The 22,096-nt window shown below is 31.9% G+C and carries 21 protein-coding genes and 1 pseudogene; 14 read left to right on the top strand and 8 right to left on the bottom strand.

Annotated elements, in window-relative coordinates:
- Window position 1 precedes the first annotated feature (1 nt).
- Window positions 2-817 (bottom strand): DUF6503 family protein, encoded by an 816-nt coding sequence (locus tag CLV86_RS11905; protein WP_121052604.1) that lies wholly within the window; start codon window positions 815-817, stop codon window positions 2-4.
- A 173-nt stretch (window positions 818-990) separates the two neighbouring features.
- Here CLV86_RS11905 and CLV86_RS11900 point away from each other — a divergent pair, with 173 nt between their 5' ends.
- From CLV86_RS11900 to CLV86_RS11880, 5 genes are all read left to right on the top strand, one after another.
- Window positions 991-1,449 (top strand): RNA methyltransferase, encoded by a 459-nt coding sequence (locus tag CLV86_RS11900; protein ID WP_121052602.1) that lies wholly within the window; start codon window positions 991-993, stop codon window positions 1,447-1,449.
- A gap of 27 nt (window positions 1,450-1,476) precedes the next feature.
- Window positions 1,477-2,358 (top strand): GTPase Era, encoded by an 882-nt coding sequence (era, locus tag CLV86_RS11895; RefSeq protein WP_076732042.1) that lies wholly within the window; start codon window positions 1,477-1,479, stop codon window positions 2,356-2,358.
- Window positions 2,359-2,488: 130 nt separating this feature from the next.
- A complete protein-coding gene (locus CLV86_RS11890) occupies window positions 2,489-4,012 on the top strand; it encodes a choice-of-anchor I family protein (RefSeq protein WP_121052600.1) in 1,524 nt (507 codons plus the stop codon).
- Window positions 4,013-4,175: 163 nt separating this feature from the next.
- On the top strand, window positions 4,176-5,483 hold the full coding sequence (gene der / locus CLV86_RS11885; RefSeq protein WP_121052598.1) for a ribosome biogenesis GTPase Der: 1,308 nt from the start codon (window positions 4,176-4,178) through the stop codon (window positions 5,481-5,483).
- Window positions 5,484-5,597: 114 nt separating this feature from the next.
- Window positions 5,598-8,378 (top strand): outer membrane beta-barrel protein, encoded by a 2,781-nt coding sequence (locus tag CLV86_RS11880; RefSeq protein ID WP_121052596.1) that lies wholly within the window; start codon window positions 5,598-5,600, stop codon window positions 8,376-8,378.
- On the opposite strand, the gene CLV86_RS11875 is transcribed toward CLV86_RS11880, so the two are convergent.
- The 6 genes from CLV86_RS11875 to CLV86_RS11850 all read right to left on the bottom strand — a co-directional run bounded on the left by CLV86_RS11875 (window position 8,375) and on the right by CLV86_RS11850 (window position 12,163).
- Entirely contained in the window at window positions 8,375-8,848 is a 474-nt protein-coding gene (locus tag CLV86_RS11875) for a TPM domain-containing protein (RefSeq protein WP_121052594.1), read from the bottom strand. The genes CLV86_RS11880 and CLV86_RS11875 overlap by 4 nt on opposite strands.
- A gap of 66 nt (window positions 8,849-8,914) precedes the next feature.
- Window positions 8,915-9,775: a TPM domain-containing protein gene (locus CLV86_RS11870; RefSeq protein WP_121052592.1), complete on the bottom strand. Its 861-nt coding sequence runs from the start codon at window positions 9,773-9,775 to the stop codon at window positions 8,915-8,917.
- The gene (locus tag CLV86_RS11865) at window positions 9,772-10,212 is read right to left on the bottom strand and encodes a TPM domain-containing protein (RefSeq protein ID WP_076732048.1); all 441 of its coding nucleotides are present in this window, start codon (window positions 10,210-10,212) and stop codon (window positions 9,772-9,774) included. The genes CLV86_RS11870 and CLV86_RS11865 overlap by 4 nt, the downstream gene beginning before the upstream one ends.
- 13 nt (window positions 10,213-10,225) lie before the next feature.
- Window positions 10,226-10,825, bottom strand: a complete 600-nt coding sequence (locus CLV86_RS11860; RefSeq protein ID WP_076734355.1) for a LemA family protein — start codon at window positions 10,823-10,825, stop codon at window positions 10,226-10,228.
- A gap of 37 nt (window positions 10,826-10,862) precedes the next feature.
- The gene (locus tag CLV86_RS11855; protein WP_076732049.1) at window positions 10,863-11,192 is read right to left on the bottom strand and encodes a MerR family transcriptional regulator; all 330 of its coding nucleotides are present in this window, start codon (window positions 11,190-11,192) and stop codon (window positions 10,863-10,865) included.
- Entirely contained in the window at window positions 11,192-12,163 is a 972-nt protein-coding gene (locus CLV86_RS11850; protein ID WP_076732050.1) for a M23 family metallopeptidase, read from the bottom strand. Before CLV86_RS11850 ends, CLV86_RS11855 begins: the two co-directional genes overlap by 1 nt.
- 220 nt (window positions 12,164-12,383) lie before the next feature.
- On the opposite strand from CLV86_RS11850, the gene alaS reads away from it, so the two are divergent.
- From alaS to CLV86_RS11835, 3 genes and pseudogenes are all read left to right on the top strand, one after another.
- Window positions 12,384-14,999, top strand: coding sequence for an alanine--tRNA ligase (gene alaS, locus CLV86_RS11845; RefSeq protein ID WP_121052591.1), 2,616 nt, complete (start codon window positions 12,384-12,386; stop codon window positions 14,997-14,999).
- 31 nt (window positions 15,000-15,030) lie between these two features.
- Window positions 15,031-15,975 carry a GSCFA domain-containing protein gene (locus CLV86_RS11840; RefSeq protein WP_121052589.1) on the top strand — a complete coding sequence of 315 codons (945 nt, stop codon included), beginning with the start codon at window positions 15,031-15,033 and terminating at the stop codon, window positions 15,973-15,975.
- Window positions 15,976-16,236: 261 nt separating this feature from the next.
- A pseudogene (locus CLV86_RS11835) lies at window positions 16,237-16,852 on the top strand (DUF4230 domain-containing protein).
- On the opposite strand, the gene CLV86_RS11830 reads toward CLV86_RS11835, so the two are convergent.
- A complete protein-coding gene (locus tag CLV86_RS11830; protein WP_121052587.1) occupies window positions 16,847-17,152 on the bottom strand; it encodes a rhodanese-like domain-containing protein in 306 nt (101 codons plus the stop codon). The pseudogene CLV86_RS11835 and the gene CLV86_RS11830 sit on opposite strands and share 6 nt — an antisense overlap.
- A gap of 47 nt (window positions 17,153-17,199) precedes the next feature.
- Here CLV86_RS11830 and CLV86_RS11825 point away from each other — a divergent pair, with 47 nt between their 5' ends.
- The 6 genes from CLV86_RS11825 to paaD all read left to right on the top strand — a co-directional run bounded on the left by CLV86_RS11825 (window position 17,200) and on the right by paaD (window position 22,049).
- The gene (locus tag CLV86_RS11825) at window positions 17,200-17,769 is read left to right on the top strand and encodes a TetR/AcrR family transcriptional regulator (protein ID WP_121052585.1); all 570 of its coding nucleotides are present in this window, start codon (window positions 17,200-17,202) and stop codon (window positions 17,767-17,769) included.
- A gap of 68 nt (window positions 17,770-17,837) precedes the next feature.
- Entirely contained in the window at window positions 17,838-18,911 is a 1,074-nt protein-coding gene (locus CLV86_RS11820) for a 2Fe-2S iron-sulfur cluster-binding protein (RefSeq protein ID WP_121052583.1), read from the top strand.
- Between the two features lie 204 nt (window positions 18,912-19,115).
- Complete coding sequence (paaA, locus tag CLV86_RS11815; protein WP_121052581.1) at window positions 19,116-20,072, top strand: 1,2-phenylacetyl-CoA epoxidase subunit PaaA; 957 nt, start codon at window positions 19,116-19,118, stop codon at window positions 20,070-20,072.
- 280 nt (window positions 20,073-20,352) lie between these two features.
- On the top strand, window positions 20,353-20,640 hold the full coding sequence (gene paaB / locus CLV86_RS11810; RefSeq protein WP_013870237.1) for a 1,2-phenylacetyl-CoA epoxidase subunit PaaB: 288 nt from the start codon (window positions 20,353-20,355) through the stop codon (window positions 20,638-20,640).
- Between the two features lie 38 nt (window positions 20,641-20,678).
- The gene (gene paaC, locus CLV86_RS11805) at window positions 20,679-21,431 is read left to right on the top strand and encodes a 1,2-phenylacetyl-CoA epoxidase subunit PaaC (RefSeq protein WP_121052579.1); all 753 of its coding nucleotides are present in this window, start codon (window positions 20,679-20,681) and stop codon (window positions 21,429-21,431) included.
- A gap of 117 nt (window positions 21,432-21,548) precedes the next feature.
- A complete protein-coding gene (paaD, locus tag CLV86_RS11800) occupies window positions 21,549-22,049 on the top strand; it encodes a 1,2-phenylacetyl-CoA epoxidase subunit PaaD (protein WP_121052577.1) in 501 nt (166 codons plus the stop codon).
- Window positions 22,050-22,096 lie beyond the last annotated feature (47 nt).

The raw sequence follows: 22,096 nt of genomic DNA, 5'->3' as shown, positions 1-22,096 counted from the left end.
TTTAGTTTTTGTTTAAGTTAATAATATTTTCAGTTTTAATTTTTGAAAGTTCTTTTAATTCTTCAGCTTCATAAAGTGTTGGTAAATCTTTTAAAGGTGTTCCTGTTTCTACTTTATAATTTATGTAATCTTGAAAAGTTATACCGTCTACAACGCTACGGTTGTATGCGCTTCTAAAACGAACGCCGCCTTTGTTTACCGTATAGTTATAAGCTAAATAATCAATTTTATTTGTGTCTTTATTTATCCAGTAATAAAACTCATCATCATGGTCTTCGCCACCACCTTCTTTGTTAAATGTTATTTCAATAACATCGTAATTTTTATTTTTAATAGATGTGCTTTCAACGTATTTAGAATTTACAGCTTTGTCATTTAATTTATGTGGTAATGTTGCAAAATAAATAACCGAATTTATTGCACCTTTGGCGCTTTTAATTTCCTTTTCAGATAAATCTACCCATTCTCCTTTATTACTCTCGTTAAATGTAGTTCTAGAAAATTTATCATTTTTTAAGTAATCTTGAATTAAATTACTATCAGTTTTAGTTTCTTTCCAATACTCATAACCATTAACAGTGTTTTTAAAACTATAAGTATTGCCTCTAAAAATGAAAGAATAATGTGCTGTGTTGTATAAATCACCACCATGAGCGGCAATTGTTTTATTTAATATTTTTTGTGATTTTGAAAGAGTAACAGTGCTTACAGTATCAGTACTATTATTGCTGTCTTTTATAGCATTTGATTTATTTTGCTTACAAGAAAAAAATAGTAATATACAGCAAGAGATTAAAACAATTTTAAGTGATGACATTATAGTTTTTGTTTTTTAATTGAAAACTTCTAATCTTGGTCGAAGTTAAAATAAATAGCTTTCAATTATTTTATAAAAAAGTAAAGATAAATTGAACCAATAAACTATAAGTGTATTTTAACAAAACTAAAGGAATTATAATTTACATTATCTAACTTTATTATTTTTGCAATATGATAGATAACTTCAAAAATGAGTTTTTTGGTATTGGAATACAAAACGGTAAAACACCAGAAAATCTTGGTGTATTATGGAGGTCAGCTCAAAATTTAGGAGCAAGTTTTATATTTACTATTGGAAATCGTTATGCAAAACAAGCTTGCGATACGCATAATGCAGTAAAATCTATGCCTTACTTTCATTACGAAAATTTTGATGAGTTTTATAGCCACTTACCAAAAGGTGCAAGATTAGTAGGTGTGGAATTAACAGATGAAGCTGTAGATTTAGAAACTTTTAATCATCCAAGACGTTGTGTATATTTATTAGGAGCAGAAGATCATGGTTTATCTAAGCAAGCTATAGAGAAATCACACCATTTAGTTAAATTTAAGAGTGAATTAAGTTTAAATGTATCGGTTGCAGGAAGTATTGTGCTTTACGATAGAGGAATAAATAAACCAAGGTCGTAACTTTGCAGTGTACTAAATAAGATTATTATGAGTCATAAAGCAGGTTTTGTAAATATTATAGGTAATCCAAACGTTGGCAAATCAACATTAATGAATGCCTTTGTAGGTGAAAAATTATCTATTATCACGTCTAAGGCGCAAACAACAAGACATAGAATATTAGGTATTGTAAATGGTGAAAATTTTCAGGTTGTATTAAGTGATACACCAGGAATTATAAAACCGGCTTACGAGTTGCAAGCCTCTATGATGGATTTTGTAAAATCGGCATTTGATGATGCAGATTTGCTTATTTACATGGTAGAAATTGGTGAAAAGGAATTAAAAGACGAAGCTTTTTTTAATAAAATTACCAATGCTAAAATTCCTGTTTTATTATTATTAAATAAAATAGATAAATCTAATCAAGAGCAACTTGAAGAGCAAGTACAACTTTGGGCAAAAAAAGTGCCAAATGCCGAAATTATTGCCATTTCTGCATTAGAAGGCTTTAATGTAAAAGAGGTTTTCGATAAAATTATAGAGTTACTTCCAGAATCTCCACCATATTACCCAAAAGATCAATTAACAGATAAACCAGAACGCTTTTTTATAAACGAAACTATTCGTGAAAAAATATTAATGCACTACAAAAAGGAAATACCTTATGCTGTAGAAATTGATACCGAAGAGTTTTTTGAAGAAGAAAATATTATTAGAATTCGTTCTGTAATTATGGTAGAACGCGAAACACAAAAAGGAATTATTATAGGTCACAAAGGTTCTGCTTTAAAACGTGTAGGAGTAGAGGCAAGAAAAGATTTAGAAAAATTCTTTGGCAAGCAAATTCATTTAGAACTTTATGTAAAAGTAAATAAGAATTGGAGAAGCGATCAACGTCAATTAAAACGTTTTGGTTATAACCAATAATTAAAGTTTAGGTAACGTTTACTTAAATTTTAGTCGTTTTTTTAAATAAATTCTAATTATTTCTTCAATTAGCATTAATGTTTAGTTAATGGTAAAATTTCATTTTTGATGTCAACAAAAAACCAAAAAAATGAAATTTTTAAACAAGAGTACGATTGCGTGTTTAGCGCTTTTAACATTTGCATGTCAAAATGATGATGACAATACAAATATTCCAGAAGAAATTGTTAATACCGATGTTAATTTTCAACATAAGGCAACAATAAATGTTGGAGGAGCAGCATCTGCAGAAATCTCTGCCTACGATGCAATTACAAAAAAAATATTTATTACTAATACAGAAACTAACGAGATTTCTATTTATAACATTTCAGATTTAAATGCTCCTGTACAAGAAACTTCAATAAATTTAAATGCCTTTGGAGCGCCAAATAGTGTGGCAGTTTCAAATGGAAAATTAGCTATTGCAGTAGAAGCAGATGTTAAGCAAAATCCTGGTAAAATATTAGTATACAATACGGCAGATGCTACACTAATTAACCAGTACACGGTTGGAGCTTTACCAGATATGGTAACTTTTACAAATAGTGGAAACGTAATAGTTTCTGCAAACGAAGGAGAGCCAAACGATGATTATACTGTAGATCCATTAGGAACAGTTAGTATTATAGACTTAAACGACGATTCTGTAACGACTTTAGATTTTTCAGCATTTAACAGTCAAGAAGCTTCATTAAAAACACAAGGATTTAGAGTTTTTGGACCAAATGCTAATTTAGCAACAGATGTTGAACCAGAATATATTGCTATTTCAGACGATTCTCAATACGCGTGGGTTTCGTTACAAGAGAATAATGGTATAGCAAAAGTTAATTTAACATCTAAGACTATAGAAGCTATTTATCCATTAGGTTTTAAAGATCATAGTTTACCACAAAATTCATTAGATGCTAGTGACGATGATTCTGTAACAGAATTAAAAAATTGGCCAATTAAAGGTATCTACCAGCCAGACGCAATAGTATATGTAAATATCGCAGGAACAGAATATGTAATTTCTGCAAACGAAGGTGATGCTAGAGATTATGATGGATTTAGTGAAGAAGAAAGACTTAAAGACTTAATTTTAGATGAAACTGTTTTTCCAGCTTCGTTAGAGTATTTAAACGACGAAAATTTAGGAAGATTAAAAACAACAACAACTCTAGGTGACATTGATAATGATGGCGATTTAGATGAGATATACAGTTATGGAGCGCGTTCTTTTAGTGTATGGAATGCAAACGGAACACTAGCTTACGATAGTGGAAATAGCATTGCTTCACAAACACTTGCTTTAACGCCAAACCAATTTAATGATGAAGATGGTAGAAGTGATGATAAAGGAGCAGAGCCAGAAAGTGTTGCTGTTTTAAATATGAGCAACCAACGTTACTTACTTTTTGTAGGGTTAGAAAGAACAGATCAAATTATGGTTTATGATATTACAAATCCAACAGCACCAACATTCTTAACAATATTATCTCATACAGGAGATGAGGCGCCAGAAGGTTTATTAGTAGTTTCTGCAGAAGATAGTCCTAACGGAAGAGATTTACTAATAGTATCTAATGAAGATAGTGGAACAGTTACATTCTACGAAAACCAACAATAAAATAACTAATTAAAATAATAAAATGCTTTGTCTTAAATGTTTAGACAAAGCATTTTTTGCTTTAAATACTTATAAAGAATTAAAAAATGTGTATTTTATCTTAAACTAAACATTACCTTTGCAGCCGCTTACAGGATATGTAATGCAGACTAAAACGTAAATTATGAGTAATATAGTAGCTATTGTAGGAAGACCAAATGTTGGAAAATCAACATTCTTTAATCGTTTAATTCAACGTCGCGAGGCCATTGTAGATGCCGTAAGTGGTGTTACAAGAGATCGCCACTATGGAAAAAGCGATTGGAATGGTAAAGAATTTTCATTAATAGACACAGGAGGTTATGTAAAAGGAAGTGATGATATTTTTGAAGCTGAAATAGATAAACAAGTAGAGTTAGCTATCGATGAAGCAGATGCTATTATATTTATGGTAGATGTAGAAGATGGTGTTACAGGAATGGATGAAGATGTTGCTAAATTATTACGTAGAGTTACTAAACCTGTATTTTTAGTTGTAAATAAAGTAGATAACAATAAGCGTGCAGAAGATGCCGTAGAATTCTATAGTTTAGGTTTAGGAAATTATTTTACCATAGCTAGTATCAATGGAAGCGGAACAGGAGATTTGTTAGATGCTTTGGTTGAAGCGCTTCCAGAAAAAGAGCAGGATGTAGAAAAAGACGAGCTCCCAAGATTTGCAGTTGTAGGTCGTCCTAACGCTGGAAAATCTTCATTTATTAATGCTTTAATAGGAGAAGATAGATATATAGTAACAGATATTGCAGGCACAACAAGAGATGCAATAGATACCAAATATAATCGTTTTGGTTTCGATTTTAACTTAGTAGATACTGCAGGAATTAGAAAAAAATCCAAAGTAAAAGAAGACTTAGAGTTTTATTCTGTTATGCGATCTGTTCGTGCTATTGAGCATGCAGATGTATGCCTAATAGTTGTAGATGCTAATAGAGGCTTCGACGGACAAGTGCAAAACATCTTTTGGTTAGCACAAAGAAATAGAAAAGGAATTGTAATTTTAGTTAATAAATGGGATTTAGTAGAAAAAGACCATAAAACAACAATTGCATTCGAGAAGCACATACGTCAACAATGCGAGCCATTTACAGATGTGCCTATTGTATTTATGTCAGCTTTAACAAAACAACGTATCTATAAAGCTATAGAAACTGCTGTTGAGGTTTATAAAAACCGAACTAAAAAAATAAAAACAAGTGTTTTAAACGATACATTTTTACCAATTATTGAAAATTATCCACCACCGGCATACAAAGGTAAATTTGTAAAAATTAAATATGTTATGCAATTGCCAACACCACAACCGCAATTTGCTTTTTTCTGTAATTTACCACAATATGTTCGAGAACCATATAAGCGTTTTTTAGAAAATAAACTACGTGAATTGTTCGATTTTACTGGTGTGCCAGTAAGTGTGTATATGCGTAAAAAATAACATATTAGGCTGGTTTTTTATATTTTTTTTAAGAGTTTCATACTTTATCTATAGTATTTTCGTTTTTATTTTACGCTAAACTCTATCGTCAATCACTAAAAAACCAACCAAACCATGCGCAAATTATTTTTTTTCGCAGCACTATTATGTGTGTCATTTTCGTTTTCTCAATCTAAAGATTTTAAAGTAACAGGTAAGCTAGTCGATGCCGAGGATCAATATCCTATGGAAGCAGCTACTGTTTTTCTACAGCGTGTTAAAGACAGTGCTTTAGTTACTTATACAATTTCAGATAAAGATGGATTATTTTCTTTAGAAAACTCAACCTCAGATGAGTACTTGAATTTTTATGTTTCTTATGTAGGTTTTAAAACCTATCATAAAAAAATAAAAATGGATAAAGATGTTCAAGATATTGGTATAATTCCACTTGAAATGTCTAATGCCTTAGACGAAGTTGTACTTAAGTCTACAGCTCCAGTAACCATTAAAAAAGATACTTTAGAGTTTAATGTTAGTTCTTTTAAAACAAAAAAAGATGCTAATGTAGAAGATTTACTTAAAGAATTGCCAGGCGTAGAAATAGATGAAGAAGGAAAAATTAAAGTAAATGGAAAAGAAGTAAATAAAATTTTAGTAAATGGGAAACCTTTTTTTGGAAACGATCCGTCTATAACTACTAAAAATTTAACCAAAGATATTATTGAAAAAATCCAGATTGTTGATACAAAAACTAAAGCAGAAGCATTTTCTGGAGAAGCTGGAGATAAAGAAAACAAAACCATAAATCTTACAATTAAAGAAGAAAATAATAAAGGTGTTTTTGGACGCGTTTCTGCAGGTGGAGGAACCGATGAGCGTTATGAGTTTGCAGGAATGCTTAATTATTTTGATAACGATCAAAGAGTAAGTGTTTTAGCAGGAGGAAATAATACAAATTCTCCAGGATTTAGTTTTGGTGAAATTTCTAAAATGTTTGGGCGTGGAGGAAGCACATCGTGGAGTAGTAATGGGTCTTTTTCTATTGGTGGTCGTTCTTTTGGAGGCGGAGTAGGTATTACAACTTCTCAAAATGCAGGAGTAAATTATGCCGATAAAATTGGCGAAAAAACAGAGGCTTCTGGAGATTATTTTTTCTCTTCAAGTAGTTCGGAAAACGAGTCGTCTTCTCAACGAGAAACTATATTATCAGACTCTAGATTTTTTAATAATACTAATTCTAAATCCGAAAACGATACAGATAGCCATACAGCAAACCTAGAATTTGAAATTGAAACAGATTCAACATTTCAAATTAATATAGCACCATCATTTAACTACTCTAAAAGTAGAACACTTTATAGTAGTAACGATGAGACTTTAGACGAAGATCGTGTATTAACAAATCAATCTACCGTAAATTCTAATGTCGAAAGTTTTGGAAAAGATTTCTCTAACGAGTTAAGTTTAACTAAACGCTTTGGTAGCAAAGGTTCGTTTTTGCGTTTTGAATTAGAAAATAGAATAAATGAAACCGAAAACGACGACTTTATAAACTCGAATACCGAAGTTTTTGGTACCGATCCAGAAACTATTAATAGAAATCAATTTACCGATGGAGAAAAAAACAGTAACGGTATAAGTGCAGAATTAACGTATAGATTGCCTTTGGTAGCTAAAAAATTATTTTTAAATTTTGAATATCAATACGCTAGGGATAAAGATGAAAATAGAGAGAGTACTTTCGATTTTAATGAGGTATTACAAGATTATGTAGATTTTAATACAGAGTTAAGTACAGATTTTGAGTATGTAGATTCTAGAAGTATTCCTGGAGTTGCTTTAAGTTACCGAGGAGAGAAATTGTCAGGACGTTTTAATATTAGTTATAATATGAGAACACTTAAAAATAATGATCTTTTAAGGCCTCAATTTAACGTAGAGCGCGATTTTAATAATGCAGAAATAAACTCTTATCTTAATTATCGCTTTAGTCCAAAAGCATCAATTTACGCAAATTATAGACTAAGTAATAATCCGCCAGCTTTAAGACAGTTACAGGCATTTACTGATGTTTCAAATCCATTAAACACTGTTGTAGGTAACCCAAATTTAGAACCAGAAAAAAGTCATCGTGTTTATATTGGTTATAATGGTTTCGATTGGCAGAAAAAAACAGGTTTGTATTTAAATGCTAATGCAGAAATTTCTAATAATCAAGTTATATCTAAAACCACAGTAGATCCTGAAACTTTAAAAAGAGTAACAACTTACGAAAACGTAGATGGTAATTATAATATGGGTATTTATGGAAGATATAGTAAAGATTTTAAGTTAGATTCTATTAGAAAAATAAAATTTAGATTAGGAGCCTGGACTAACTTTACAAAAAATGTAAATTTTAATAACGATGTGCAATACGACAGTAAAGTAAATTCATTAACGCCAAATATAGGAGTCGATTTTATCTGGGATAAGGTTCTAGAGTTTAAGCCTTATTATAGAATTACATACACTAAAAACACTTATGGTATAGAGGCTTTTGAAGATAGAAACTTTACTAGCCATGATGCCGGAGTTAGAACAGCAACTTTTCTACCAAAAAACTTTGAATGGAGAAACGATGTAAGTTTTAATTATAATCCTAATATTGCAGACGGATTTCAAAAAACAGCATGGTTTTGGAACTCAACTTTAGCTTATTCTGTTTTAAAAGATCAAGGAGCTTTAACTCTTAAAGTTTACGATTTGTTAAATCAAAATACAAACGCTAGACGTATTGCAACACAGGATTATATCCAAGATTCACAGAGTACAGTATTACAGCAATACTTTATGTTAAGTTTTAGTTGGAAATTTAATAGCTTAGGTTCTAAAGGAGAAAGTAAGGATAACGATATTTATTTTTTCGATTAATTCCATTTTTTTATAATAGAGTCTAAACTATTGCTCACTCCCTTAAAATAAAGATTTTCTTTAAATTTTGGAACAATAGTAGTGGTAATTATCTCATTTGCTATAAGATCTGTAATTGTTTTTTCTGTTTCGGTACCTGTAGCAATGGCTATTTTTCTATCATATTTTGATATTAAAAGCAAAAGGCCATTGTTTTTATCCTTAGTGCCTACACCAAGTTCCATAGCTAGGTTTGTAGCATAATAAAGTGAGTTTGTGTTTTGTGGAAGAGAATCGATAGTGTAAACACAAATTTGATTAGTTGTTTCCTTTTCGTAATTAATTATTTTTTCTGAAAGTGTTTGTTTTTCTTCAGCTGAAAATAATTGGCTATAATCTTGCACAACATCAATTGCAACAATTGTCTTGGGATTATTTTGTTTGCAAGATATAAGTAATAAAATTATTGAAATAATGACAAGATTTTTCATTTTTAAAATTGAAATATATTAGCAGTGTTAATATGTTTTAGATGGTTTAAGTGTTAAAAACGTAAATTACCATCCGCCAGAAGCTCCACCTCCGCCGAAACCGCCGCCGCCAAAGCCACCTCCAAAACCACCTGAAGAACCTCCACTGCCAAAACCACCTCCAAAACCTCCAGATCCACTTCTATAACCTCCGCGACCAGAGTTGCTTAATATTATAGCTTCAAGGATGTCTCGTGTGGTATTTCTGCCGTCAAACCTATCGCCTCCATTCCCGCCACCACGTCGGTTTTTAGAAATAGATATAAGTATAATTACAAAAACAATAAACATAAAAAATACTACAGCAAAAGGAAAGGCTTCGCTACTGGTTTGTCTTGTTCCTTGGTATTCGCCTTGCATTACTTCAAAAATAGCATCTGCACCACGATTTAAGCCGCCAAAGTAATCGTTACGTTTAAAATAAGGGATAATATCTCGTTCTATAATACGTCGTGATATGGCATCTGTCATTAAATGTTCTGTACCGTAACCAGTGCTAATACTTATTTTTCTATCATCTCGTGCTAATAATATAAAAATACCATTGTCTTTTTCTTGATCTCCAATGCCCCATTTTTGTGCCCATTGCGTACCAAGATAATTTATGTACTCTCCATTGGTTGAAGATATAATTGCTACCACAATTTGAGTTGAGGTTGTATCAGAATATTTTACAAGTTTGTTTTCTAAAGCTGTTTTTTGTCCAGACTGAAGTAAACCATAATAATCGTAAACACTAGTTTGAAATTTTGGAGTATCTGGAATATCGTATTGAGCAAAGGATAAATTACTTAAAAGTAAAAGACCCAAAAAAAGCACAAAAATGTTTTTGTTAAGGCTTACAAATGGCTGATAGTTGCTCACAGAAAATTGTTTGTAAAAACTCATCCTTTAGAAATAGTGTTACTTAATTCATTTCTATCATTTTTAGAAATAGGGAAGAATTCTTTTAGTTGCTTTCCAGCAAGTAAAATACCATCAACTAAAGCTTGTTTTCTATTGCCTTTTTTAAGGTGATTTTGAATTACATTTTTTGTGTCATCCCAAAAATTATCGGCGACTACGGCGTTTATTCCTCTATCTCCATAGATAGCAAATGCTTTATCATTTACTGCTAAATAAATTAAAACAGCATTATGTAACTCTGTATTTTGCATTTTTAAAATAGAAAACACCTCCAAAGCGCGATCTTCTATATTGCCTTTGCAAGTGTTTTCGATGTGTACTCTAATTTCACCAGAAGTTTGTTGTTCTGCCTCACGAATGGCAGCAACAATCTCTTGTTCTTCAATAGTGGTTAAAAATGCTTCAACAGGATTTTGCATGTATTTAAATAAATTAATCGAATTTAAATTCTACATCTGGAACTTTTTCAGAACCTGGGTCTGCTTTATATCTTGCCATTTCTTTAAAGCCAAACATACCTGCAAGTATTTTGTTTGGGAATTTTGTAGTATAAATATCGTATTTGTTTACGGCATCATTATATCTATCTCTTGCAACATTAATACGGTTTTCTGTACCTTCTTGTTGAGATTGAAATTCTTTAAACTGCTCCGTAGTTCTTAATTCTGGGTAACGCTCAAACGATGCAATAAGTCTACTAAAAGAACCACTTAATTGGCTTTGTGCTTGTTGAAATTTTGCTACATTTTCTGGTGATAAATTATTAGCGTCTATATTAACAGAAGTGGCTTTAGATCTTGCTTCAATAACTTCATTTAAAGTTTTTCTTTCAAAATCTGCAGATCCTTGTACGGTTTTTATAATAGAATTATAAAGGTCGCTTCTTCTTTGGTAGCTACTTTCTACATTAGACCAAGCTGTTTTTGCATTAGCTTCAAGTTCTACAGCTGTATTGTTAATGCCAACTCCCCAAGAGTAGATAGCAAAAATAATAACTCCAATAACTACAAGTGGTATAAGAAATTTTTTCATGGTGTTTGGTTTTTTAGTTGAGTGTTCAGGTAGTTCTTTATAATTCATTTTTTAATTTTATTAATTGTGCTTTAATGCCTTCTAATTTACTAATTATTTCAAAATTAGTAAGGCTTTTCTGCTTTTCTTCTTTAATATGAATTTTTGCACCTTCTAATGTGAAGCCACGCTCTTTTACTAAGTGGTAAATAAATTGAAGGTTTTTAATATCTTCGGGTGTAAATTTACGGTTGCCTTTTGCGTTTTTTTTAGGTTTTAAAACATCAAATTCTTTCTCCCAGAATCTAATTAAAGACGTGTTTACGTTAAAGGCATTAGCGACTTCGCCTATGGCATAATATCTTTTTTCTGGAAGGTTTATTTGCATTAATCTAAAGATTGGTTTTCTATAGAAGAACGATCGAGTAGTTTACTATATTCTTCTGCTGTTAAACTACCGTAATAGAAATTAATAGGGTTAATACGTTCTCCGTCTTTAAATATTTCGTAATGTAAATGTGGAGCTTCACTTCTGCCTGTACTTCCAACAAAACCAATTAAGTCACCACGTTTTACTTTTTGGTTTTTACCAACATTGTATTTGTATAAATGTGCATATAGCGATACATAACCATAACCATGATCTATACGTATGTGTTTACCATAGCCAGAACTGTTACTGTCTGCTCGTTCTACAACGCCATCTCCAGCAGCATAAATTGGTGTGCCTCGAGGAGCAGTAAAGTCCATTCCCCAATGCATTTTTCTTGTCTTATTAAAAGGATCTGTACGCATACCATAGCCAGAAGCCATTCGTGTTAAATCTTCATTGTTTACAGGTTGAATTGCTGGAATGGATGCTAAAAGCTTTTCTTTTTCTGCGGCTAAAATGGCAATTTCGTCTAAAGATTTAGACTGTACAACAATTCGTTTTTGTAGTATGTCTAAACGTTTATTACTTTCTTTAATAAGTTTAGAATTATCAAAACCTTCAAAAGCTTTGTATCTGTTTACACCTCCAAATCCTGCTTTTCGTTGTTCTTCAGGAATAGGATTAGATTCAAAATATAATCTATAAATATTATTATCTCTTTCTTCTACGTTGGCAAGTACAGCTTCAGCTTCAGTCATTTTTTTGTTTAATAACTCAAATTGTAACTGCATATTGCTTAATTCTCTTTCAAGTGCTTTTTCATTGGGAGATTTAAAAAACTGACTTGCTAAAAAAACAAAAAGTAATCCAAATAAAGCAGAAGAAAATAAAAAGGCCAAAAAGTACTTTAAAGTACGACGTTTTTTACGTTCAATTTTACGATACGATAGCGTATCAGAATCATAATAATATTTTACCTTACTCATTGTGTAAATTATACTATTTTTGCAGTTAAATGTAACTCAAAATCAAGTTACACTATTAAAAAACGCAAAACAAATATATAAATTGTTTTCTAACGTTCGCGATTAGTTAAAACAAGATTATTAACAATACTATTTGAAATAAGCTATAAATATTAGGTTTAACAGAATCTAAATTGTAAAGTGAGTTTCATTTATTAATATAAAAGCAACAAGTAAACAGATGAAATCTCAAGATATTCGCTCTACATTTTTAAATTTTTTCGAAAAAAAGAAACACGGTATTGTGCCTTCTGCTCCTATGGTTTTAAAGGATGATCCAACGTTAATGTTTGTAAATGCTGGAATGGTTCCTTTTAAAGAATATTTTTTAGGAAATTCTGAGCCTAAAAACACACGTATAGCAGATTCTCAAAAATGTTTGCGCGTTTCTGGTAAACATAACGATTTAGAAGAAGTTGGTTACGATACATACCACCATACTTTATTCGAAATGTTAGGAAATTGGTCTTTTGGAGATTACTTTAAAAAAGAAGCAATAGCTTGGGCTTGGGAGTTGTTAACCGAAGTTTATAAAATAGATAAAGATATTTTATACGTAACTGTTTTTGAAGGTAGCGAAGATAGCGACAACCTTGAAATGGATACTGAAGCTTTCGATATCTGGAAACAATACATTAGCGAAGACCGTATTTTAAAAGGAAATAAAAAAGATAACTTTTGGGAAATGGGAGAACAAGGACCATGTGGACCTTGTAGTGAGATACATGTAGATATACGTTCGGCTGAAGAAAAAGCAAAAGTAAGCGGTAAAGATTTAGTAAATATGGATCACCCACAAGTGGTTGAAATCTGGAACCTTGTATTTATGCAGTATAACCGTAAAGCAAATGGATCGCTTGAAGGTTTACCAAATAAGCATATAGATACAGGAATGGGATTTGAGCGTTTATGTATGGTGTTACAAAATGTACAATCTAATTACGATACAGATGTTTTTACACCAATTATACGTGAAATAGAAACCATTACAGATAAAGAATATAATAAAGATGAAAAAACCGATATTGCCATTCGTGTAATATCAGACCATGTTCGTGCAGTAGCATTCTCTATTGCAGATGGACAATTACCAAGTAATACAGGTGCAGGATATGTAATACGTCGCATTTTACGTCGTGCAGTACGTTATGGTTTTACATTTTTAGATAAAAAAGAACCATTTATTTACCGTTTAGTAGATGTGTTAAGTGATAAAATGGGTGAAGCATTTCCAGAATTAAAAATACAAAAACAACTTATTGAAAATGTAATTAAAGAAGAAGAAACCTCGTTTTTAAGAACATTAGATCAAGGTTTGTTATTACTAGACCGTATTATAGAAACTACAAAAGGAAAAGAGGTTTTAGGAGCTAAAGTTTTTGAGTTAAAAGATACTTATGGGTTTCCTGAAGATTTAACCGATTTAATTTTACGTGAAAAAGGCTACACTTATAATGTAGAAGAATTTAACGCAGAACTTGAAAAACAAAAAAGCCGTGGTCGAGAATCGTCTTCTTTAAAATCTGATGATTGGACAACTTTAATTGATGATGTTGAACAAGAATTTATTGGTTACGATGCTTTAGAAGCTAATGTAAAGTTAACACGATACAGAAAGGTAACCTCTAAAAAAGATGGTGAAATGTATCAGCTAGTATTCAACTTAACACCATTTTATGCAGAAGGTGGCGGACAAGTAGGTGATAAAGGCTACTTAGAAGATGCTCATGGCGATGTCGTTTATATTTTAGATACTAAAAAGGAAAATAACGTAATCATTCACTTTACTAAAAATCTACCAAAGCACATAAACGAAACGTTTAAAGCTGTTGTAGATGCTAAACAGCGTTATAGAACAGAATGTAACCATACAGCAACACACTTATTGCACCAAGGATTACGTGAGATTTTAGGAACTCACGTAGAGCAGAAAGGTAGTGCAGTACACTCAAAATACTTACGTTTCGATTTTTCTCATTTTTCTAAAGTTACAAACGAACAATTACAAGAGGTTGAAGATTTTGTAAACCGAAGAATTGACGGAAAACTAGCCTTAGAAGAAAATAGAAATGTGCCAATGGATCAAGCTATTGAAGATGGAGCAATGGCATTATTTGGAGAGAAGTATGGCGATACTGTAAGAACCATTCGTTTTGGGCAGTCTATAGAATTATGCGGTGGAACACATGTAAAAAATACTGGTGACATTTGGCATTTTAAAATAGTATCAGAAGGCGCAGTTGCTTCAGGAATTAGAAGAATTGAAGCTATTACTAGCGATGCTGTTAAAGATTTTTATGCAGAAAATAGTAAAGTGTTTTCAGAAATGAAATCTCTATTAAACAACGCAAAAGATCCTAAAGAAGCTTTAGTAAAACTACAAACAGAAAATAGCGATTTAAAAAAGCAAATTGAAAGTTTACTAAAAGATAAAGCCAAAAATTTAAAAGGCGAATTAGCAAACAATTTAACCGAAATTAATGGTGTTCAATTTTTAGCCGAAAAGGTAGATTTAGATGCCTCAGGTATTAAAGATGTTGCTTTCGAGTTGGGACAAAAACATAAAAATTTATTTTTATTATTTGGTACAGATGCTGGCGGAAAAGCTATGTTAACATGTTATATTTCTAAAGAATTAGTAGCCGAAAAAGGTTTAAACGCAGGAACTGTAGTTAGAGAATTAGGAAAACTAATTCATGGCGGCGGCGGCGGACAGCCATTTTTTGCAACCGCTGGCGGAAAAAATCCTGCTGGTATTCCAGAAGCTTTAAATGAAGCGAAAAAATATATTCAATAATACAATTTTGTATTTGAGAATTAGCTTATAAATGAAATTACAAACAAACATAAAACTTAAAAAGCAAGAGCATAATCTTATAGATTATAATTCAAAACTCTTGCTTTTGGGTTCTTGTTTTTCAGAAAATATAGGTAATAAATTAGAGTATTTTAAATTTCAAAGTATTTCAAATCCTTTTGGTATTTTGTTTCATCCTAAAGCTATAGAAACAGTAATATCAAGAGCTCTTCAGCAAAAAAAATATTTAGATAACGACGTTTTTTATCACAACGAACAATGGCATTGTTTCGATGCACATTCGGTATTAAGTAATGCTTCAAAAGAAGATTTGCTTAAAGATTTAAATACACAACTTCAATTACTTCAAAAAAGTATTTTAGAGTCAACACATATTATAATTACCTTAGGTACAGCTTGGGTTTATAATTTAGTAGAAGAAAATAAAATTGTTGCTAATTGCCATAAAGTGCCTCAAAAAGCATTTGAAAAAAACTTATTATCGATTGAGAGTGTAAAGAAAAGTCTTCAAAATTGCATAACTAAAATTAGAGCGGTTAATAAAACAGCAAAAGTAATTTTTACGGTTTCTCCGGTAAGGCATATAAAGGATGGTTTTGTAGAAAATATGCAAAGTAAATCGCATTTAATTTCTGCTACACATCAAGTTTTAAATGCAGAAACTTTATATTTTCCTTCTTATGAAATTATGATGGATGAGCTTCGCGATTATCGTTTTTATAAAGACGATATGTTGCATCCTAATACTACTGCTATTAAATATATATGGCAAAAATTTATAGAAGTTTGGGTAAATTTGGATGCACTTCAAATCATGAAGGAAGTTGATGTTGTGCAAAAAGGACTTCAGCATAAACCATTTAATAACAATTCTCAAGCTCATAAAGAGTTTTTGTTAAACTTAGATATTAAAAAAGAATCTTTAACAACTCGATTCTCTCATATTTTATTTTAAACAGAATTCAGCTTTGAGCTTCATTCTTTATGATGTTAGTATTTTTTTGATGAATTTTCTGTCAAATATACATTTAAACAGTTTTTTGTTAATTTTATCGAATAAAAAAAGAACTTAGAATAATTAAGCTTAAATTGGTTTTGCTATTAATCAACTCTATTCCCAAGCATCAGTATTCAAGTATTAAAAACTTGTGTACTGATGTTTTTTTTTAAATATCGATTTATTACTTGTAAATTAATTTTTCACTAAATTAGATATATGAGAAAAATACTTTTTGGAGTAGTTATAACCTTAATAATACTCTTTAGTTTTAAGTACTGTAGTGATAAAAAAAATGATAAAATTATACTTCAAGAGCATTCTGCTTTAATTCAAGAGTCGCTTAAAAATGTAGGTAAACTTGTAGTGACCGAAGGTCATTTTAGTCAGGTTTTTAATTATAATAATTCAAAAGATTTATTTGGAAATTTAATTTCTGTAGAAAAAAAAAGCATTAGTTGTGGTTAATGCAGATGTAACTATAGCTTACGATTTAAGTAAAATTGAATATAAAATAGATGAAAGCACAAAAACACTTTCCATTTTAAATATTCCAGAAGAAGAAATAAAAATTAGTCCAGATTTTGAATATTATGATATTCAGGCCGATTTTTTAAATCCGTTTGAAGCCAAAGATTATAATGCTATTAAACAAACGGTAAACCAACAATTAATGCAAAAAATTGAAGCTTCAGATTTAAAATCTAACACCAAAAATAGATTAATAAGTGAGTTGGCTAAATTTTATATTCTTACCAATTCTTTAGGTTGGACATTACAGTATAATCAAAATACAATAGAAGCAGTTGAAGAGCTTCAAGGTTTAAAATTATAGTTTCTTTTTTAAGCCAATCCAACCACCACCATTTATAGCACTAATATTATTTAAGTTTAGAAATTTTGCGGCTTTTGCAGAACGAACTCCACTTTCACAACAAGCAATAACTGGTTTGTTTAAAGCTTTAACTTCATCAACACGATTGTTTAACTCGTCTATTGGTATGTGTACAGCATTTTCGATATGGCCTTTATTCCATTCGCGTTGTGTTCTTACATCTAAAATTACTGCGCCATTATTTAAATATGTTTCAACTTGTCGTTTTTTTGCTCCAAAAATAAAATCTAAAAATCCCATAGTCTTTCTTTTTGTATAAATTTACAATAATTAAATACAATAAAGACTTGAAACAAGAAACGCGTAAAGAAGAAATTATTAGGGTAGCAGCAAAACTGTTTAAAGAAAAAGGATACAGTGCGGTTACTATGAGGGATTTGGCAACCGCTATGGGAATAAAAGCGGCAAGTCTTTACAATCATATTAACTCTAAACAAGATATTTTAAATACTATTATAATATCAATAGCCGAAGAGTTTACGCAAGGTATGAAGTTAGTGCAAGATTCTAAACTATCATGCATAGAGAAACTAAAGCAAATTGTAGCTTTACACGTTAAAATTGCGAGCGAAAACATTTATGGTATGGCATCCTTAAATAACGATTGGATGCATTTAGAAACACAATTAAACTATTATTTAAGTTTAAGAGATAATTACGAAAAAGATTTTCTTTCTATTATACAGCAAGGCATAGAATCGTCAGAGCTTAAAGAAGTAAATCCAGAAATAATAATGTTTTCAATGCTTACCACATTACGATCACTTTACATTTGGATTCCTAAAAAAGAAGAACTTAACGTAAACGATTTAGCAAATAATTTAAATAAAGTACTCATTCACGGAATTAACATTTAGGTATCAAATTATTTCTTAACTTTGTAACGCTAACTAACAAGTGTTAGTTTGAGGGTTAAAAAATAATAATGGCACAATTCTATACACTTAAAATACAAGATATATATAAGGAAACAGACGATACTTCGGTTGTTTCTTTCGCTGTTCCAGATGATTTAAAAAGCGAATTTAAATTCCGTCAAGGTCAGCATTTAACACTAAAAGCAGATATTAATGGCGAAGATGTTCGTCGTTCCTATTCGTTATGCTCTTCACCAAACGATAACCAGTGGCAAGTTGCAGTAAAGCTAATTTCGGGAGGTAAATTTTCAACATATGTAAACGAAAATTTAAAAGCAGGAGACGAGCTTGAAGTTATGGTGCCAAGCGGTACATTTGGAGTAGAAGTACAGCCGGAAGCCTCAAAAAACTATCTGTTTTTTGCAGCAGGAAGTGGTATAACACCAGTGCTTTCCATGTTAAAAGCACATTTATCGGCAGAGCCTAATGCAACATGTAAATTGTTTTATGTAAATAAAACTGCAAAATCAATTATCTTTAAAGAAGCCTTAGAGCAACTTCGTAACAAATACTTTGGCAGACTAGAAATCTATTATTTCTTAACTAAAGAGCGTCGCGATATCGAGTTGTTTAATGGTAGATTTGATGATGAAAAAATGCAAATCCTTACCAAAACATTCATCGATATTCCAGACACCAGCGAAGTTTTCCTTTGCGGACCAGAAAAAATGGTACACTACGTAAGCGACTATTTAATAAACTCAGGATTACCAAAAGAACTCGTGCATTTCGAGCTATTCGTAACAGGTCTTTCAGACGAAGATATTAAAAGAGCCGAGCGTCTAGCACAACAAAACGTAGAAGGAACACAAGTAACCATAGTCGATGGCGGAAAAGAATTCGCTTTCACTATGACCAAAGAGTACGATAATATTCTCGATGCAGCCTTAGGCGCAGGAGCCGATTTGCCATTCGCCTGTAAAGCTGGTGTTTGCAGCACCTGTAAATGCGAAGTCGTAGAAGGAACAGTAGAAATGAAAATAAATTATGCGCTAGACGATAAAGAAGTCGCGCAAAACTTGGTGCTAAGCTGTCAAGCAGTACCAACAACAGATAAAGTAGTCGTCGATTTCGACGTCTAACAAATTCCTGCGAAAGCAGGAATCTCAAATAATAATTTTGGCGTTACCCAAAGGGTCAGGCTCTCGCAAGTCGCTATCAAAGATGAGCTCCAACAATTGCTCCATCCTTAACGCGCTAACAGCAAAAGGCCAACAGCCAACAGCTAATAAAAAAGAAGTTCAACAAGCTAAAAGCCAAAAGCTAATAGTTAAAAGCTTAGAAAGATGAGTGAAGAACAAATAAAAAGTTTAGAAGAACAATTCGAAGCACGTATCGCAAGAGACGAGAAAATCGAACCAAAAGACTGGATGCCAGAAAAATACCGTAAAACACATATTAGGCAAATGTCGCAACACGCACATTCCGAGATTGTAGGTATGCTTCCAGAAGGTAACTGGATAACTCGTGCGCCATCGTTACGTCGTAAAGTTGCATTGTTAGCAAAAGTACAAGACGAAGCAGGACATGGACTATATCTATACTCAGCAACCGAAACGCTTGGTATTTCTCGCGAAGAAATGTACGAGCAATTACATACAGGTAAAGCAAAATATTCGTCTATTTTTAACTACCCAACAGTAACATGGGCAGATATGGGAGCTATAGGATGGTTAGTAGATGGCGCAGCAATAATCAATCAAGTGCCATTATGTAATACTTCTTATGGACCATACGCAAGAGCAATGATTCGTGTATGTAAAGAAGAAAGTTTTCACCAACGTCAAGGTTACGAAATCATGATAAAGTTGGCAAATGGTACACTAGAACAAAAGGAAATGGCACAAGATGCATTAAACCGTTGGTGGTGGCCAAGTTTAATGATGTTAGGTCCAACAGATGCAGAGTCAATTCATACAGAACAATCTATGAAATGGAAACTAAAACGTAAGTCTAACGACGATTTACGTCAGCAATTTATAGATCAAACCGTTCCACAAGCAGAATTAATAGGTTTAACCATTCCAGATCCAGATTTAAAATGGAATGAAGAACGCCAAAGTTATGACTTTGGAGAAATCGATTGGGACGAGTTTTGGCAAGTTGTAAAAGGTCATGGACCAATGAATAAGGAACGCATGAAAGCAAGAGTAAATGCATGGGAAAATGGAGCATGGGTTCGTGACGCAGCAATGGCACATGCCGAAAAGAAACAAGATAGAAAAGAGAAGAAGGCGGTTTAATAAAGTTAAATAGTCAATGACTTTTGATTTAAAAATCAGTTAGCAAATAATCACCACGTTGAAATGCAGAATAACAAAATGAAATCGTTAAGAATTTTTGAAGCCTTGGAAAAAATTTAGATTTCATTTTGAGGTTTTAAAACTCTAAAAGAAGTTTTAAAAATTCCTAATTTCAACTTGAACTTTTGGTTCGTTTTGTTTCAAGACAAAATGAACATAAAGAAAAAAGAAAATATAAATATAATTAATAAGATACCTGTTTTTACAGGCATTAAAAATTATGTCAACAAAAAATTGGCCCTTATGGGAAGTCTTCGTAAGAAGTAAAAACGGATTAGAACATCGTCACTGCGGAAGTTTACACGCAGCAGATGAGGAAATGGCATTAGAAAACGCAAGAGATGTCTACACTAGAAGAAGCGAAGGTGTAAGTATTTGGGTGGTAGAATCTAAGCATATTACAGCATCCAATCCTGAGAATAATGGTGAAATGTTTGAACCTGCTCAAGATAAAGTATATCGTCATCCAACATTTTACGATTTACCAGACGAAGTAAAACATATGTAACAAATTCCTGCGTAGGCAGGAATCTCATTTAGGAAACTATGAATCAGAATTTATACAATTATATATTAGGCATAGCAGACAACAGTCTTATTCTCGGTCAAAGACTAGGAGAGTTAACAGGTCACGGACCAAGCTTAGAAACAGATATTGCCTGTACAAATATTTCACTAGATTTATTCGGTCAAGTACGAAGCTATTATCAATATGCAGCAAAAATTGCTGGAGATAAGCGAACGGAAGATGATATTGCAATGCTTCGTAAAGAAAGAGAATATGTAAACGTGTTATTGGTAGAACAACCAAATACCAATTTTGCATATACTATCGCACGTCAGTTTTTGTTCGATGTGTATCACTTTCTCTTTTTAACTCAATTAGAAAAAAGTAAGGATTTAACGCTTTCAGCAATTGCAACAAAGTCGCTAAAAGAAGTAAGCTATCATCAACGTTTTTCTACCGATTGGTTAAAGCGTCTAGGAGATGGAACTTCAGAAAGTAAAGCCAAAATGCAAGAAGCTATAAATGATTTGTGGACGTACACAGATGAATTATTTCATCAAACAGAAGCAGATAAAGCAATGGTTGCAGAAGGAATTGGAGTAGATGTTACCACTTTAAAAAAAGCATACTACGAGAAAGTAGAAGCTGTTTTAAGCGAAGCAACCTTAGAAACACCAGAATCTAAATGGTTTCAAAAAGGAGGTAAACAAGGTATTCATACAGAGCATTTGGGATATTTATTAACCGATTTACAATATATGCAACGTACCTATCCAAATATGGAATGGTAAAATTCCTGCGAAGGCAGGAATCTCATAAAATAAACGTCACTTCGAGTGATTTGTGAAGAAGGAACAAATTGTATCGAGAAGCAAAATAAAAGATTCCCATTTTCATGGGAAGTGAACATGACAACAACAGAACAAAACATAGACGAAATTTTAATACCAATTCTGGAAAAAGTTTCAGATCCTGAGATTCCAGTATTATCCATTATGGATATGGGAGTTGTACGTTCTGCTATTATCGAAAATAACATCGTGAAAGTTCAAATTACACCAACCTATAGTGGTTGTCCAGCAATGGATGTTATTGGAGACGATATTAAAGCAGCATTGAAAATTGCAGAATACGATTCCGAAATCGAATTAATTTTAGCACCAGCTTGGACAACCGATTGGATTACACCAAGAGGAAGAAAAGCATTAGAAGATTACGGTATAGCAGCACCTTTAAACGCAGAAGCAGATAAAGATGTGTTGCTGAATGGAAAACGATTGGTAAAATGTACTAATTGTGGTTCCATGAATACAAGATTAGTAAGTCAGTTTGGGTCAACAGCATGCAAAGCACAATTTCAGTGTGATGATTGCCAGGAACCTTTCGATTATTTTAAATGTCTCAAATGATAATTTGTTGTCATCCTGAACTTGATTCAGGATCTCATCAGCAAAAA

Source organism: Lacinutrix venerupis, assembly GCF_003663945.1.
Taxonomy (GTDB): Bacteria; Bacteroidota; Bacteroidia; order Flavobacteriales; family Flavobacteriaceae; genus Lacinutrix; species Lacinutrix venerupis.
This window is presented reverse-complemented; position numbering and strand designations above follow the sequence as displayed.